The organism is Mycobacterium helveticum, from assembly GCF_007714205.1.
Lineage (GTDB): Bacteria > Actinomycetota > Actinomycetes > Mycobacteriales > Mycobacteriaceae > Mycobacterium > Mycobacterium helveticum.
Map to the genome: position 1 here is coordinate 21,767 of NZ_VMQU01000021.1, position 14,943 is coordinate 36,709.

At 68.3% G+C, this 14,943-nt stretch carries 14 protein-coding genes; 4 read left to right on the forward strand and 10 right to left on the reverse strand.

Features of this window, described 5'->3' with window-relative positions:
* Positions 1-152 precede the first annotated feature (152 nt).
* The 4 genes from FPZ47_RS29305 to FPZ47_RS07225 all read right to left on the reverse strand — a co-directional run bounded on the left by FPZ47_RS29305 (position 153) and on the right by FPZ47_RS07225 (position 4,360).
* A complete protein-coding gene (locus FPZ47_RS29305) occupies positions 153-1,403 on the reverse strand; it encodes a PPE family protein (protein ID WP_246133220.1) in 1,251 nt (416 codons plus the stop codon).
* Between the two features lie 102 nt (positions 1,404-1,505).
* Complete coding sequence (gene dmpG, locus FPZ47_RS07215; protein WP_144946491.1) at positions 1,506-2,588, reverse strand: 4-hydroxy-2-oxovalerate aldolase; 1,083 nt, start codon at positions 2,586-2,588, stop codon at positions 1,506-1,508.
* Positions 2,585-3,517 carry an acetaldehyde dehydrogenase (acetylating) gene (locus tag FPZ47_RS07220; protein WP_144946494.1) on the reverse strand — a complete coding sequence of 311 codons (933 nt, stop codon included), beginning with the start codon at positions 3,515-3,517 and terminating at the stop codon, positions 2,585-2,587. The genes dmpG and FPZ47_RS07220 overlap by 4 nt, the downstream gene beginning before the upstream one ends.
* A 57-nt stretch (positions 3,518-3,574) precedes the next feature.
* Positions 3,575-4,360 (reverse strand): 2-keto-4-pentenoate hydratase, encoded by a 786-nt coding sequence (locus tag FPZ47_RS07225; protein ID WP_144946498.1) that lies wholly within the window; start codon positions 4,358-4,360, stop codon positions 3,575-3,577.
* A 72-nt stretch (positions 4,361-4,432) separates the two neighbouring features.
* Here FPZ47_RS07225 and kstD point away from each other — a divergent pair, with 72 nt between their 5' ends.
* Together kstD and FPZ47_RS07235 are read left to right on the forward strand one after the other, a co-directional pair.
* Positions 4,433-6,133, forward strand: a complete 1,701-nt coding sequence (gene kstD / locus FPZ47_RS07230; protein ID WP_144946502.1) for a 3-oxosteroid 1-dehydrogenase — start codon at positions 4,433-4,435, stop codon at positions 6,131-6,133.
* A gap of 1 nt (position 6,134) precedes the next feature.
* Positions 6,135-6,995, forward strand: coding sequence for a MaoC/PaaZ C-terminal domain-containing protein (locus FPZ47_RS07235; RefSeq protein WP_144946505.1), 861 nt, complete (start codon positions 6,135-6,137; stop codon positions 6,993-6,995).
* A gap of 97 nt (positions 6,996-7,092) precedes the next feature.
* Here FPZ47_RS07235 and FPZ47_RS07240 read toward each other — a convergent pair whose 3' ends face one another.
* The 6 genes from FPZ47_RS07240 to FPZ47_RS07265 are packed head-to-tail and all read right to left on the reverse strand — an operon-like array spanning position 7,093 to position 13,087.
* On the reverse strand, positions 7,093-8,262 hold the full coding sequence (locus FPZ47_RS07240) for a lipid-transfer protein (protein ID WP_144946508.1): 1,170 nt from the start codon (positions 8,260-8,262) through the stop codon (positions 7,093-7,095).
* Positions 8,262-8,663 carry a MaoC family dehydratase gene (locus FPZ47_RS07245; protein WP_144946511.1) on the reverse strand — a complete coding sequence of 134 codons (402 nt, stop codon included), beginning with the start codon at positions 8,661-8,663 and terminating at the stop codon, positions 8,262-8,264. Before FPZ47_RS07245 ends, FPZ47_RS07240 begins: the two co-directional genes overlap by 1 nt.
* Entirely contained in the window at positions 8,660-9,619 is a 960-nt protein-coding gene (locus tag FPZ47_RS07250) for a bifunctional MaoC family dehydratase N-terminal/OB-fold nucleic acid binding domain-containing protein (protein ID WP_144946514.1), read from the reverse strand. Before FPZ47_RS07250 ends, FPZ47_RS07245 begins: the two co-directional genes overlap by 4 nt.
* The gene (gene fadE29 / locus FPZ47_RS07255; RefSeq protein WP_144946517.1) at positions 9,616-10,779 is read right to left on the reverse strand and encodes an acyl-CoA dehydrogenase FadE29; all 1,164 of its coding nucleotides are present in this window, start codon (positions 10,777-10,779) and stop codon (positions 9,616-9,618) included. The genes FPZ47_RS07250 and fadE29 overlap by 4 nt, the downstream gene beginning before the upstream one ends.
* Positions 10,764-11,795, reverse strand: coding sequence for an acyl-CoA dehydrogenase family protein (locus FPZ47_RS07260; RefSeq protein ID WP_144946520.1), 1,032 nt, complete (start codon positions 11,793-11,795; stop codon positions 10,764-10,766). Before FPZ47_RS07260 ends, fadE29 begins: the two co-directional genes overlap by 16 nt.
* A gap of 17 nt (positions 11,796-11,812) precedes the next feature.
* The gene (locus FPZ47_RS07265) at positions 11,813-13,087 is read right to left on the reverse strand and encodes a cytochrome P450 (protein WP_144946524.1); all 1,275 of its coding nucleotides are present in this window, start codon (positions 13,085-13,087) and stop codon (positions 11,813-11,815) included.
* Positions 13,088-13,256: 169 nt separating this feature from the next.
* Between FPZ47_RS07265 and FPZ47_RS07270 the strand changes: the two genes are divergently transcribed.
* Both FPZ47_RS07270 and FPZ47_RS07275 read left to right on the forward strand, forming a co-directional pair.
* Positions 13,257-14,420, forward strand: coding sequence for a steroid 3-ketoacyl-CoA thiolase (locus tag FPZ47_RS07270; protein WP_144946527.1), 1,164 nt, complete (start codon positions 13,257-13,259; stop codon positions 14,418-14,420).
* A gap of 37 nt (positions 14,421-14,457) precedes the next feature.
* Positions 14,458-14,910: a nitroreductase family deazaflavin-dependent oxidoreductase gene (locus FPZ47_RS07275; RefSeq protein WP_144946530.1), complete on the forward strand. Its 453-nt coding sequence runs from the start codon at positions 14,458-14,460 to the stop codon at positions 14,908-14,910.
* Positions 14,911-14,943: the final 33 nt, after the last annotated feature.

The window sequence follows — 14,943 nt, forward strand, 5'->3', positions numbered from 1 at the left end:
ACCACGCAACCGGTGAACGACCGGGCCCCGTCAGTACGCCTGCGCCCGCCCCCGCGTGGCTCGAGCGCCCCGCCGGCTGAGCACGTGTCCGGCGCGTAGTGGTGTTGGGCAGATGTAGTGGTGTTGGGCAGATCCGGACGTTCGGTGAACCACTACCGGGTCGCGGTTTTGCGTTCCGGTGGTTCCGTTTCCAACGCCAGCCGCTCGCGCGGCCCCTCGGCCTCGGCCGCGGAGGCTTTCTTGGGGGCCTTCGGGGCATCCGCCGCCGCCGGCCCCGCCGCCGCCGGCGTCGTGACGAGCGGTGTCCCCGCGGCCGGGGCGCTCGCGACGGCTTCCGCTTCGACCGCCTCCACGCCTTCCGCGGCTTCCATCGCCTCCGTGGCCGGCGGGGCGGCGGTCTCCGGTGGCGGCGCCGCCGCGGTGGACGGCGCCGAGCCGGCCGACGCCGAGCCGGCTGCCCGCGCCGCCATCATCGCCCCCATCCCGGCCGCTCCCGCAAGGCCCGGGTTGGCGCCGGTGACGTTCGCGGTCCCGCCGCCGGCAGTACCGGCACCGGAGACCGCCGCACCGCCGGCATTGGCACTGGCGGACTCCCCGGTTCCGCCAGCGGCGACGGCGCCGCCGTCGGGAGCCGCGGTGCCGGCACTGCCGCCGCCCGTCGTCGCCGCGACGTTCGCGCCTCCGCCGACGACCCCGCCGACACCCGCGTTGCCGGTCGGCTGGCCGACGGCGCCGGGGTTGCCGGCACTTGCACCGCCGGCGGCGCCGCCACCGGAAACGGCACCGCCCGTAGCGCCCATGGAGCCCATAGAGCCCATAGCGCCCATGCCCGCCATGGCACCCATGCCCGCCACAGCGCCCATGCCCGCCAGGAACGGCATCGGCGGCATCGCAGCCTGGCCCGCGGTCAGTTGTGCGGCCGCCACCGATGCCCCACCGTGGTAGCCCACCATCGCGGCCACATCCTGGGCCCACATTTCCGCGTAGTTGAACTCGGTCTGCGCGATGGCCGGCCAGTTCTGCCCGAACAGGTTGGACATCACCAAATTGACCAGGCCGTTGCGGTTGGCCTGGATCGCCAACGGGTGGACGATGGCCGTCAGCGCCGACTCGAACTCGCTGGCCACCGCCTGGGCCTGGGCGGCCGCGCCGGCCGCCTGGGACGCCGCCGCGCTCAACCACCCGGCGTACGGGGCCGCCGCCGCGGCCATCGCCGACGCCGCCGCACCCTGCCACGCCTGCCCCGCCAATGTCGACGTCACCGACGCAAAGGACTCCGCCGCGGAAGACAACTCGCTGGCCAACGAGTTCCAGGCGGCAGCGGCCTGCAGCATCGGAGCCGAGCCGGCCCCGGAGTACATCAGCAGCGAGTTGATCTCCGGCGGCAGCGTCAAAAAACTCATCGTTTCCCCTCGATGCGACAGCAGTCGATACTACAAACTTAAGCCACGTCCCACGGAGGATGCCCGGCTTTCAGCGAACTCAAATAATTCGGGTGACCCAGGTCATAATCCGGGCCGGGTGGCCTTCGCCTGATGCGCGGCGGCCGTCCCACTTGCCTGCTCGCGTTTGATCTCGAGCGCGATGTCGATGAGTTGGTCTTCCTGGCCGCCGATGAGTTTGCGTTGGCCGGCGCGGTGCAGGAGTTGGTGGGCGGGCACTCCGTAGCGTTCGGATTGGCGGACGGCGTGTTTGAGGAAGCTGGAGTAGACCCCGGAGTAGCCCATGATCAGCGCGTTGCGGTCCAGCACGCATTCGGCGGGCATGGCCGGACGCACCACGTCCTCGGCGGCGTCGGCGATGTCGAAGAAGTCGATGCCGGTCTTGACCCCGATCTTGTCGAACACCCCGATCAGGGCCTCCACGGGCGCGTTGCCCGCGCCGGCCCCGAACCGGCGACACGACCCGTCGATCTGTTTGGCGCCCGCGCGGACGGCCTCCACCGAGTTGGCCACGCCCAGCCCGAGGTTCTCGTGCCCGTGGAAGCCCACTTGGGCGTCGTCGCCGAGCTCGGCGACCAGCGCGGCGACCCGGTCGCGCACCCCCTCGAGGACCAGGGCGCCCGCGGAGTCGACGACGTAGACGCACTGGCAGCCGGCGTCGGCCATGATGCGGGCCTGGGCGGCCAGCTTCTCGGGGGTGATGGTGTGGGCCATCATCAAGAACCCGACCGTTTCCAGGCCCAGGTCGCGGGCGAACCCGAAGTGCTGGATGGAGACGTCGGCCTCGGTGCAGTGCGTGGCGATCCGGCAGATCGACCCGCCGTTGTGCTGGGCTTGTTTGATGTCCTCCTTGGTGCCCACCCCGGGCAGCATCAAGAACGCGATCTTGGCCTCTGTGGCCGTCTGCGCGGCGAGCTTGATCAGTTCCTGCTCGGGGGTTTTGGAGAAGCCGTAGTTGAAGCTCGAACCGCCCAGCCCGTCGCCGTGGGTCACCTCGATGACCGGCACCCCCGCGGCGTCCAGCGCCGCCACGATCGCCGCGACTTCGTCTTTGGTGAACTGGTGGCGTTTGTGGTGCGAGCCGTCCCGCAGCGACGTGTCGGTCATCCGCACGTCCCAGATGGGGTTGAAAAAGACTTCGGTCATGCCTGCACTCCTGGCGCCGTCGCCGACAGGGATTCCTTGGCGATCTGTTCGCCGACCTTGGTGGCCGCCGCGGTCATGATGTCGAGATTGCCGGCATAGGGCGGCAGGTAGTCCCCGGCACCCTCGACCTCGACGAAGGTGGTGACCAGGGCCTGGCCGCCGGAGTTGAGCGACGGCTCGTCGAACTGCGGCTCGTTGAGCAGCCGGTAGCCGGGCACGTAGGTCTGCACCTCGGCCACCACGTCATGGATCGACTTGGCGATCGCGTCGCGGTCGGCGTCTTCGGGGATGGCGCAGAAGATGGTGTCGCGCATGATCATCGGCGGGTCCGCCGGGTTCAGAATGATGATCGCCTTGCCCCGCTTGGCGCCGCCGATGGTCTCCACGCCCCTGCTGGTGGTCTTGGTGAACTCGTCGATGTTGGCCCGGGTGCCCGGCCCCGCCGACACCGACGCCACCGACGCCACGATCTCGGCATAGGGCACCCCGCCCTGCTCGGCGACCGCGCGTGACACCGCGTACACGATCGGGATCGTCGCCTGCCCCCCGCAGGTGATCATGTTGACGTTCGGCGCGCCCAGATGCTGGCGCAGGTTCGCCGGCGGGATCACGGCCGGGCCCACCGCGGCCGGGGTCAGGTCGATGGCCCGGATTCCGGCCGCCGCATACTTGGGTGCCGCCGCGCGGTGCACGTAGGCGCTGGTCGCCTCGAACACCAGGTCGGGTTTCTCCGACTGCGCCAGCAGCCAGTCCACCCCCTCGTGCGTGGTCTCCAACCCCAGCTTGCGGGCCCGGGCCAGACCCTCGCTTGCCGGGTCGATGCCCACCATCCAGCGCGGTTCCAGCCAGTCCGACCGCAGCAGCTTGTAGAGCAGATCGGTGCTGATGTTCCCCGACCCGACGATGGCCACACTCGCCTTAGACGGCATGTTGCTCCTTATTACTGCTTCGTACTGCTTCTGTTATTCGGCTATTCGGCTATTCGGCTATTCGAACGCGAGTCGAACAGAACCCAGGCCGGTGAAGTCGGCGACGAACTCGTCGCCGGCGCGTGCGTCGATCGCTCGCGTGCACGACCCGGGCAACACGACGTCACCTTTGCGCAGCCGTACCCCAAAGCTTTCCACCTTGCGGGCCAGCCATGCCACCGCGGTGACCGGATTTCCCAGTACCGCGTCGCTGCGGCCCTCGGCGACCACCTCGCCGTTGCGGGTCAGCACCGCCTCGATCGCCGTGACGTCGAGTTCGCCCGGGGCCACCCGCCCCGCACCCAGGACGAACCCCGCCGAGGAGGCGTTGTCGGCGATGGTGTCACACAGGGCGATCTTCCAGTCCGTGATCCGGGTGTCGATCAGCTCGATCGACGGAACCAGGGCCTCGGTGGCGGCCAGCACGTCGTCCTCGGTGCAGCCGGCCCCCGGCAGGTCGGCCGCCAAGATGAAACCCACCTCGACCTCGACCCGTGGGTACAGGTAGTTCCCGGCCTTGACCGGGGTCTCCTCGAAGACCTGCATCTCGTCGAGCAGATGCCCGTAGTCCGGCTCGTCGACGCCCATCATCTGCTGCATCGCCGGCGACGACAGCCCCACCTTGTGGCCCAGGACCCGGGCCCCCGCGCCCACGCGCTGCCGGATATTGATCAACTGAATCTCGTAGGCGTCGACCACATCCATCTCGGGATGGACCCCCGTCAACGGAGCGATCGGCTCACGGCCCAACTCGGCACGCCACAACCTCGCGGCCAACTCGTCGCGCGTCGCAGCACTGAGCACTTACCGAATTCCCCTCGTCCGTTTGACCGGGCCGGTAGCGCCCGGCCCGGGCAATTCTATAACGTGTTCTACATGACAGCGCAGGAGTTCGACGTCGTCGTGGTCGGCAGCGGCGGAGCCGGAATGGTAGCTGCCCTCACCGCCGCGCACCGGGGCCTCTCGACAATAGTCGTCGAAAAGGCCTCTCATTTCGGCGGCTCCACCGCACGCTCGGGTGGGGGTGTGTGGATTCCCAACAACGAGGTCCTGCAACGCTACGGCGTGCGCGACACCCCGGAGGCGGCCCGCACCTATCTGCACGGGATCGTCGGCGACAAATCAACCAGCGGGGGGGTCGAGCCCGAGCGTATCGACGCCTACCTCGACCGCGGGCCCGAGATGCTCTCGTTCGTGCTGCAGCACACGCCGCTGAAGATGTGCTGGGTGCCGGGATACTCCGACTACTACCCCGAGGCGCCGGGCGGACGCGCGGGCGGCCGATCGATCGAACCCAAGCCGTTCGACGCCCGCAAGCTCGGCACCGACATGGCCGGGCTGGAGCCGGCTTACGGCAAGGTGCCGCTCAACGTCGTGGTGATGCAGCAGGACTACGTGCGGCTGAACCAGCTGAAGCGGCACCCGCGCGGTGTGCTGCGCAGCCTGAAGGTAGGCGCGCGCACGCTGTGGGCCAAGGCGACCGGGAAGAACCTCGTCGGCATGGGGCGGGCGCTGATCGGCCCCCTGCGGATCGGGCTTCGGCAGGCCGGCGTGCCGGTCGAGTTGAACACCGCGCTCACCGACCTCTGCGTCGAAGACGGGGTGGTGCGCGGAATCTACGTCCGCGACGCCGACGCACCCGAGTCGACCGAACCCCGGCTGATCCGGGCCCGGCGCGGGGTGATCCTGGCCTGCGGCGGCTTCGAGCACAACGAACAGATGCGGGTGAAATACCAGCGGGCGCCCATCACCACCGAGTGGACCGTCGGCGCCAAGGCCAACACCGGCGACGGCATTCTGGCCGGCGAAAAGCTGGGCGCGGCATTGGATTTGATGGAGGACGCGTGGTGGGGCCCGACGGTGCCGCTGGTGGGCGCACCGTGGTTCGCACTCTCGGAGCGCAACTCGCCGGGGTCGATCATCGTCAACATGTCGGGCAAGCGGTTCATGAACGAATCGATGCCCTACGTCGAGGCCTGCCATCACATGTACGGCGGGGAGTTCGGGCAGGGGCCCGGGCCAGGGGAGAACATTCCCGCGTGGCTGGTGTTCGACCAGCAGTACCGCGACCGCTATATCTTCGCGGGACTGCAGCCCGGACAACGCATTCCGCGCAAGTGGCTGGAGTCCGGGGTGATCGTCGCGGCCGACACTCTCGAGGAGCTGGCCGAGAAGGCCGGCCTGCCGGCGGCCGCGTTCCGCTCCACCGTGGAACGCTTCAACGGCTTCGCGCGCTCGGGTGTGGACGCCGACTTCCACCGTGGGGAGAGCGCCTACGACCGCTACTACGGTGACCCGACCAACAAGCCCAACCCCAATCTCGGCGAGATCAGCCACGCGCCGTTCTACGCCGCCAAGATGGTTCCCGGCGACCTGGGCACCAAGGGCGGCATCCGCACCGACATCCACGGCCGTGCGCTGCGCGACGACGGCAGCGTCATCGAGGGGCTTTATGCCGCAGGCAATGTCAGCGCCCCGGTGATGGGGCACACCTATCCCGGCCCGGGCGGCACCATCGGTCCGGCCATGACCTTCGGATACCTGGCCGCTCTACACCTCGCGCAGGAGGAAGCCTGACATGCCCATCGACGTGGACGTCGCGCTGGCCGCCGAGCTGGACCCTGTCGAATTCTCCTGGACCAGTAGCGATGTGCAGCTCTATCACCTCGGGCTGGGCGCCGGCAAGGATCCGATGGACCCCCGCGAGCTGCGTTACCTGGTGGACGACACGCCGCAGGTGCTGCCGACGTTCGGCAACGTCGCCGCCACCTTCCACATGACCGCCCCGCCGACCGTGCGGTTTCCCGGCATCGACATCGAGTTGAGCAAGGTGCTGCACGCCAGCGAGCGGGTAGAGGTGCCCGCTCCGCTTCCGCCGTCGGGCTCGGCGCGGGCCGTCACCCGGTTCACGGACATCTGGGACAAGGGCAAGGCCGCGGTGATCTGGAGCGAAACGACGGTCAGCGCGCCGGACGGCACGCTGTTGTGGACGCAGAAGCGGTCCATCTTCGCCCGCGGCGAGGGCGGATTCGGCGGTTCGCGCGGACCGTCGGGCGCGGACGGGGCGCCCGACCGGGCACCCGATCTCGAGGTCGCGATGCCGATCCTGCCGCAGCAGGCGCTGCTGTACCGGCTCTGCGGCGACCGCAACCCGCTGCACTCCGATCCGGCATTCGCTGCGGCGGCCGGGTTTCCGCGCCCCATCCTGCACGGCTTGTGCACGTACGGCATGACCTGCAAGACGATCGCCGACGCCCTGTTCGACGGTGACGCCGGGGCGGTCGCCGCCTACGGCGCGCGGTTCGCCGGTGTGGCCTTTCCCGGCGAGACGCTCAATGTCGCCATCTGGAAGGAAAACGGTCGTGTCCTGGCCGGCGTTGTCGCGCCGGCGCGCGACAACGCCGTGGTGCTGTCCGGCGTCGAACTGGTCCCCGCGTAGCCGCCCTACCTCCTCCCTTTTTGCCGAGCGTGACGCTGCAGGCGCATTCGGGGCCGAGCGTGACTGCACCGTCACGGTCGGGGACGGACCCGGCAGGCTATCCCAAGATCAAACCCGACGTGGGCACGCCCGTGCCCGCGGTGACGAGCACGTGCTCGACGTCGGGCACCGGGTTGACCGACGTCCCGCGCAGTTGCCGCACCCCCTCGGCGATGCCGTTCATGCCGTGGATGTAGGCCTCACCGAGCTGGCCCCCGTGCGTGTTGATGGGCAGCCGGCCGCCCACCTCGATGGCGCCGTCGGCGATGAAGTCCTTGGCTTCGCCCTTGCCGCAGAAACCCAACTCCTCCAACTGGATCAGGGTGAAGGGCGTGAAGTGGTCGTAGATGACGGCGGTCTGGATGTCGGACGGCCCGAGCCCGGACTGCTGCCACAACTGCCGGCCCACCACGCCCATCTCGGGCAGACCGAGTTCGGGCCGGTAGTAGCTGACCATCGTGTACTGGTCGGGGCTCGACCCCTGCGACGCCGCCTCGATCACCGCCGGCCGCTGCTTGAGGTCACGCGCGCGTTCCGCCGACGTCACCACGATCGCCACCGCACCATCGGTTTCCTGGCAGCAGTCCAGCAAGCGCAACGGCTCGGCGATCCACCGCGAATTCTGATGGTCCTCAATGGTTATCGGCTTCTCGTAAAAGTACGCCTTCGGGTTCTTGGCGGCGTGCTTGCGGTCGGCCACCGAGATCGCACCGAAGTCGCGGCTGGTGGCACCCGAGGAGTGCATGTAGCGCCGGGCGATCATGGCGACCTGCGCGGCCGGCGTGGAAAGCCCGTGCGGATACGAGAAGGAGTTGTCCGCCGCGGTCGAGTCGGCCTGTGCGCGGGCATCACCGGCCAGCCGGGTCTGCACCTGACCGAACCGCATGCCGGAGCGCTCGTTGAAGGCCCGGTAGGCCACCACGACGTCGGCGACCCCGGTGGCGACGGCGATCGCCGCCTGCTGGACGGTCGCGCACGCGGCACCGCCACCGTAACCGATCTGCGAGAAGAACTTCAGGTCGCCGATCCCGGTCGCCCGCGCTACCGCGGTCTCATTGTTGGTGTCCATCGTGAAGGTGGTCAGGCCGTCGACATCCGCCGGGCGCAGACCGGCGTCGTCCAGCGCGTCGAGAACGGCCTCGGCCGCCAGCCTCAGCTCGCTGCGGCCGGAGTCCTTCGAAAAGTCGGTCGCACCGATGCCGACGATGGCCGCCTTGCCCGACAACATCAGGAGTCCCCCATCGTCAATGTCACGGTGGCGATGACGTGATCGCCAAGGCTGTTGCGGCCGAACACCTTGACGGTGATCAGCCCGTCCTCCACGGCGGTGACCTCACCGGAGAACGTCACCGTGTCGTAGGCATACCACGGCACCCCGAGCCGCAGACCGATCGACTTGATCAGCGCCGACGGACCGGCCCAGTCCGTGACGTAGCGCTGCACCAGGCCGGTGTCGGTGAGGATGTTGACGAAGATGTCCTTCGACCCCTTGGCCTGCGCCTTGTCGCGGTCGTGATGGACGTCCTGAAAATCCCTGGTGGCCAGGGCCGTCGAGATGATGAACGTGGGGTCGCCGTAGAGCTTGAGCTCGGGCAGCGTCGCGCCCACGTCGATGGCAGGTGCGCTCATGCTCCGGCTCCCGCGGGCTCCCACGCGTACAGGGTCCACTCCGGGCCGCTGTCACCCGCCGGAAAGTCGATATAGGTTGTGCGCACCGGCATTCCGATCTTCACCTGCGCGGGGTCCACCCCACGCAGCTCACCCAGCATCCGCACGCCCTCCTCGAGTTCGACGAGCGCGATGACGAACGGCAACGTGCGACCCGGCACCTTCGGCGCGTGGTGCACGACGAAGCTGAACACCGTGCCGCGACCGCCGGCCACCGCGTAGTCGATGGGCTCGGACTTGTCCTGCCACACCGCCGGCACCGGCGGGTGCTGCAGGCTCCCGTCGGGCCGCCGCTGGATCCGCAGCTCGTGCGCCTTGACGCCCTCCCAGAAGAAGGCGGTGTCGCGCGACGCCGCGGGACGCATCATGGCCTCGGGATCCAGGCCTTCGGGGACCGAAGTCCCGGGCGCGGCATCGCGGGGCCTGAATTTGAGGATGCGCCAGTTCATCTCGGCGACATCCTCGTCGCCCACCCGCCAGATGATGTGCTGGTTGACGAAGAACCCCTCGCCCAGCGCGGTCTGCTTCGGCCCGACCACGTCACCCATCTCGGAGGTGATGGCGACCTGCTCGCCCGGCCGCAGGTAACGGTGATAGGTCTGCTCGCAGTTCGTGGCGACAACGCCGATGTACCCGGCGTCGTCGAAGAGTTGCATGATGGGCCCCAGCGGGTCGTCCTTGGGGCGCTCACCCGCCAGCCCGAACATCGTCCACACCTGAATCATGGCCGGCGGCGCGACGATTCCCGGGTGGCCGGCCGCCCGGGCCGCGGCCTCGTCGACGTAGATGGGGTTGCGGTCGCCGATCGCCTCCACCCAGTTGTTGATCATCGGCCGGTTCACCGGGTCGCGCCCGACGCGCGGCTTGGGGGCGCCGGCCGCCTTGATCTCGGCGACGGCTTCTGCGATGTCGGTCATCTGGGCACCCTGGGCACCTTGAGGCCGGCGGCCGCGATCATCTCACGCATGACTTCGTTCACTCCTCCACCGAAGGTGATCACCAGATTGCGCTTGGTCTGGGAGTCGAGCCAGCCGAGCAGTTCGGCGGTGTCCGGATCGGCGGGGTTGCCGTATTTACCGACGATCTCCTCGGCGAGCCGGCCGACGTACTGAATACGTTCGGTGCCGAAGACTTTCGTCGACGCGGCATCGGCGACGTTGATGTCCTCGCCCGCGGCCGCCACCTGCCAGTTGAGCAGTTCGTTGACCCGCCATATCGAATAAATCTCCCCGAGCGCGCGTTTGACGTCGGCGTGGTCGATCGGCGTGACCCCGTCACTGCCGGGCTTGGACGCCCACGCGTGCACCCGATCGTAGATGCCGGCGGTGCGTCCCGCCGGGCCCAGCATCACCCGCTCGTTGTTGAGCTGGGTGGTGATCAGCTGCCATCCGCCGTTCTCCTCGCCGACCAGCATGTCGGCGGGCACCCGCACGTCGTTGTAGTACGTGGCGTTGGTGTGGTGGGCGCCGTCGGACAGGATGACCGGGGTCCACGAAAAACCGGGATCCTTCGTGTCGACGATCAGGATCGAGATGCCCTTGTGTTTGACCGCTTCCGGATCCGTGCGGCAGGCCAGCCAGATGTAGTCCGCGTCATGCCCACCGGTGGTCCACATCTTCTGGCCGTTGACGATGTATTCGTCGCCGTGGCGTACGGCGGCGGTCCGCAGCGATGCCAGGTCGGTCCCCGCCTCGGGTTCGCTGTAGCCGATCGCGAAGTGCAGCTCACCGGCCAGGATCGGCGGGAGGAACTTCTTCTTCTGCAGCTCGCTGCCGAACTGTTGCAGCGTAGGGCCGACCGTCTGCAACGTCACCGCGGGCAACGGCACGTCGGCGCGGTGCGCCTCGTTGACGAAGATCGACTGTTCGATCGGGCCGAAGCCCAGGCCGCCGTACTCCTTCGGCCACCCGACCCCGAGCTTGCCGTCCCGGCCCATCCGGCGGATCACCGCACGGTAAGCCTCGTTGTGCCGGTCCTGCTCCATCGCCTTCATCTCGTCGGACGAGATGAGGTTCGAGAAGTACTGCCGCAGTTCGGCTTGCAGCTGGCGCTGCTCCGGGGTCAGATCGATGAACATTGCGCTCCCACCAGTTCGAGGCGATGAGATGGCCCGCCCAGCAGGCGGGTCAGATCCTTGATCGTGGAGTAGTACCGGTGCATCGGATAGGTGATGTCCATGCCCATGCCGCCGTGCAGGTGGTGGCAGGTCTGCATCATCGGCGGCGCCTGCGACGCGATCCAGTAGCCCAGGACGTCGAGGTCTGCCGCTAATTGAGGGGCGGTTCCCGCCCCCTCCGACAGCCGCCACACGACCGACTTCGCCACCAAATCGATGGTGCGCGAAGCGATGTAGACCTCGGAGAGCTGCGCCGCCACGGTCTGGAAGGTGGACAGCGGTTTGCCGAACTGCTTGCGGTTGGCCACGTAGTCCGCGGTGAGGCGCAGCGCCCCGGCCACCAACCCGTCGGCGTAGGCGCCGAACATCGCCAGCGCAAGCTGGTTGACCCGCTGCGCGTTCGCGTTCGCCAGCACGCCGGAGTCCTCGACCACGACGTCGGCGAACGTGACCGTGTACTCGTCCGAACCGGTCGACGTCGGGGTGCGCACCAACCGGACACCGTCGGCCTTCGGCGAAACGACCGCGACCCCGGCGTCCGCCGTCACGATCATCCAATCGGCCTGTTCGGCATACGCCACACCGACTTTGGTGCCCGAAAGCCGTCCGTTGGCCAGGCTGACGCCGGGCCGGTCGGGCAGCGCGGCGCCGGGCTCGTTGAGCGCCGCGGTCAGCACGCCGCCCTCGGCGACACCGGAAAGAAACCGGTCCTGCTGCTCTTCGGAGGCGAGGTCGAGTAGCGGCACTACGCCGAGACCCAGTGTGGCCGGCGCCGGCGTGATGGCGCCGTGGCGGCCCACTTCGGTCAGCACCGTCGCGACCTCGGGCAGACCCACGCCGTCGCCCCCGAGGCGTTCGGGCACCGGCAGCGCCGTCACCCCCCCGTCGACGAGCGCCGTCCACGAAAGGTCCCGGCCCAGCGCGGAGGTGACCACGTCGGCGACCGCCTGCTGGGTCGCGGTGAGATTGAAGTCCATTGTCAGCTCTACATCCCTCAGTGCGCCACCGGGCTGGGGGTACCGCCCGCTTGCGGGGGATTGCCGGTGTAGTCGACCTGCCAGTGCTTGATGCCGTTGAGCCAGCCGGACCGCAGCCGCTCGGGCTCCGAAATCGGCTTCAGGTCCGGCATGTGGTCGGCGACCGCGTTGAAGATCAGGCTGATCGTCATCTTGGCCAGGTTGGCGCCGACGCAGTAGTGCGCGCCGGTGCCACCGAAGCCGACGTGCGGGTTGGGGTTCCGAAGGATGTTGAAGCTGAAAGGATCCTGGAAAACGTCGTCGTCGAAGTTGGCCGAACGGTAGAACATCACCACCCGCTGGCCCTGCCTGATCTGCACGCCGGAGAGCTCGTAGTCCGCCAGGGCGGTGCGCTGGAACGCGGTGACCGGGGTCGCCCAGCGGACGATCTCGTCGGGTGCGGTCTCGGGCCGTTCCCTCTTGAACAGCTCCCACTGCTCCGGGTTCTGCGAGAACGCGATCATGCCGTGCGTGATGGAGTTCCGCGTGGTCTCGTTGCCGGCGACCGCGAGCATCATCACGAAGAAGCCGAACTCGTCGTCGGAGAGCTTCTCACCCTCGATGTCCGCCTGGATCAGCTTGGTGACGATGTCGTCGCCGGGGTTCTTACCGCGCTCCTCGGCCATCTTCATGGCGTACGCGATGATCTCGGCCGACGACGTCGCCGGGTCGACGTGGGCGAACTCGGGATCCTGGTTGCCGGTCATCTCGTTGGACCAGCGGAAGATCTTGTCGCGGTCCTCCTGCGGGACGCCCAGCAAACCGGCGATCGCCTGCAGCGGCAGCTCGCACGAAACCTGCTCGACGAAGTCTCCCGAGCCCGCCGCCGCGGCCGTCTTGGCGATGTTCTGTGCGCGGCTGTCCAACTCGTCGCGGAGCCGTCCGATGGCGCGCGGGGTGAAGCCACGGGAGATGATCTTGCGCAACCGGGTGTGGTGCGGAGCATCCATGTTGAGCATGACGAGTCGCTGCAGGTCGATCTGCTCGCGCGTCATCTCCTGCGGCCAGACCGGGATGGCGCAGTCCTGCTGGCTGGAGAAGATGTCGCTGCGCAGCGAGATCTCCTTGACGTCGCGGTGCTTGGTGATCACCCAGTACCCCTTGTCGCCGAAACCCCCGGTGCCGCCCGGAACGTCCAGCCAGTAGATCGGCTGGGATTTGCGCAGCTCGGCCAGCTCCGCGACCGGCAGACCTTTGAGATTTCTGTCCGGATCGAGAAAGTCGAATCCGGGCGGAAGGTTGGGGCTGGGCACGCTGTTTCTCCTCACTGCTCGCGCATCTGCTGTTCCTGAGACTGGCGATCCAGGGCACTAGCTCTACTAGTGGAACTCTGTTGCCAGTAAAACACGCCTCCACCGCAGAAAAAAGGCGCGGCCGCATCCTCGCTTGTCATAGTAATGAAACGTGTTCTAGCCTGACCGCATGGGTAACCCGGTAATTGTCGAAGCCACCCGCAGCCCCATCGGGAAACGCGCCGGATGGCTGTCAGGACTGCACGCCACCGAGCTGCTGGGCGCGGTGCAGAAGGCAGTGGTGGAGAAGGCCGGCATCGACGCCGGCGACGTCGAACAGGCCATCGGCGGCTGCGTGACGCAGTTCGGCGAGCAGTCGAACAACATCACCCGGGTCAGCTGGCTGGCCGCCGGGCTGCCGGAGCATGTCGGCGCCGCGACCGTGGACTGCCAGTGCGGCAGCAGCCAGCAGGCCAACCACCTGATCGCCGGGCTGATCGCGGTCGGCGCCATCGACATCGGCATCGCCTGCGGGATCGAGGCGATGAGCCGGGTCGGACTGGGCGCCAACGCCGGACCCGACCGCGCCATCCTGCGGCCCGAGTCGTGGGACATCGACCTGCCCGACCAGTTCACCGCGGCCGAACGAATCGCCAAGCGGCGCGGCATCACCCGCGAGGACATCGACCAGTTCGGTTTCGAATCCCAGGCCAAGGCGAAGCAGGCCTGGGCGGAGGGCCGCTTCGACCGCGAGATCACCCCGATCGTGGCGCCGGTGCTCGACGAGAACAAGCAGCCGACGTCCGAGCGGACGACCATCAGCCGTGACCAGGGCCTGCGCGACACGACGCTGTCGGGGCTGGGCGCGCTGAAACCGGTGTTGGAGGACGGGATTCACACGGCGGGAACGTCGTCGCAGATCTCCGACGGCGCGGCGGCGGTGCTCTGGATGGACGAGGACAAGGCCAAGGCGCTCGGCCTGCGCCCCCGGGCCCGGATCGTCAGCCAGGCGCTGGTCGGCGCGGAGACCTACTACCACCTGGACGGCCCGGTGCAGGCGACGGCGAAGGTGCTGGAGAAGGCCGGGATGAAGATGGGTGACATCGACATCGTCGAGATCAACGAGGCGTTCGCGTCGGTGGTGCTGTCGTGGGCGCGGGTGCACGAGCCCGACATGGCCCGGGTCAACGTCAACGGCGGCGCGATCGCGCTGGGCCACCCGGTCGGCTGCACGGGAAGCCGGCTGATCACCACCGCACTGCACGAACTGGAGCGCTCGGGCCAGAGCACCGCGCTGATCACCATGTGCGCGGGCGGTGCGCTGTCCACCGGCACCATCATCGAGCGCATCTAGCCGGTAGCGGATCCGCTGGGATCCCAGGATCACCGACATGCCGAAACCACCACCGCGCCATCTGAATTCGCCATGGGTCGCTTTCGTCATCAAGTGGATGTCCCGCGGCAACGCGTGGATCTACCGGCGCACCAACGGGAAGCTCGGCGGCGTGTTCCAGAAGAGTGCCGTCGCGCTACTGACCACTACGGGACGCAAGACCGGACAGCCGCGGGTCAGCCCGCTGCTCTACCTGCGCGACGGGGATCGCGTCATCCTGGTCGCATCCCAAGGCGGCCGCGATAAGCACCCGATGTGGTACCTCAACCTCAAGGCGGACCCGAAAGTGTCCGTGCAGATCGAAGACGAAGTGTTGCAGTTACGGGCGCGCGACGCCACGCCCGAAGAGCGCGAGCACTACTGGCCCGAACTGGTCGCGATGTATCCGTCGTTCGACGACTACCAGTCGTGGACCGAGCGGGTGATTCCCGTCGTCGTCTGCGAACCCTGACGCCGCGGCCGCGCCGAGCGTGTAATCAGCGCG

Bases quoted from the DNA above. Each gene is read 5' to 3' on its own strand.
- FPZ47_RS29305 (WP_246133220.1), bottom strand. From the start codon at position 1,403: ATGAGTTTTTTGACGCTGCCGCCGGAGATCAACTCGCTGCTGATGTAC.
- dmpG (WP_144946491.1), bottom strand. From the start codon at position 2,588: ATGACCGAAGTCTTTTTCAACCCCATCTGGGACGTGCGGATGACCGAC.
- FPZ47_RS07220 (WP_144946494.1), bottom strand. From the start codon at position 3,517: ATGCCGTCTAAGGCGAGTGTGGCCATCGTCGGGTCGGGGAACATCAGC.
- kstD (WP_144946502.1), top strand. From the start codon at position 4,433: ATGACAGCGCAGGAGTTCGACGTCGTCGTGGTCGGCAGCGGCGGAGCC.
- FPZ47_RS07235 (WP_144946505.1), top strand. From the start codon at position 6,135: ATGCCCATCGACGTGGACGTCGCGCTGGCCGCCGAGCTGGACCCTGTC.
- FPZ47_RS07240 (WP_144946508.1), bottom strand. From the start codon at position 8,262: ATGTTGTCGGGCAAGGCGGCCATCGTCGGCATCGGTGCGACCGACTTT.
- FPZ47_RS07245 (WP_144946511.1), bottom strand. From the start codon at position 8,663: ATGAGCGCACCTGCCATCGACGTGGGCGCGACGCTGCCCGAGCTCAAG.
- FPZ47_RS07250 (WP_144946514.1), bottom strand. From the start codon at position 9,619: ATGACCGACATCGCAGAAGCCGTCGCCGAGATCAAGGCGGCCGGCGCC.
- fadE29 (WP_144946517.1), bottom strand. From the start codon at position 10,779: ATGTTCATCGATCTGACCCCGGAGCAGCGCCAGCTGCAAGCCGAACTG.
- FPZ47_RS07260 (WP_144946520.1), bottom strand. From the start codon at position 11,795: ATGGACTTCAATCTCACCGCGACCCAGCAGGCGGTCGCCGACGTGGTC.
- FPZ47_RS07270 (WP_144946527.1), top strand. From the start codon at position 13,257: ATGGGTAACCCGGTAATTGTCGAAGCCACCCGCAGCCCCATCGGGAAA.
- FPZ47_RS07275 (WP_144946530.1), top strand. From the start codon at position 14,458: ATGCCGAAACCACCACCGCGCCATCTGAATTCGCCATGGGTCGCTTTC.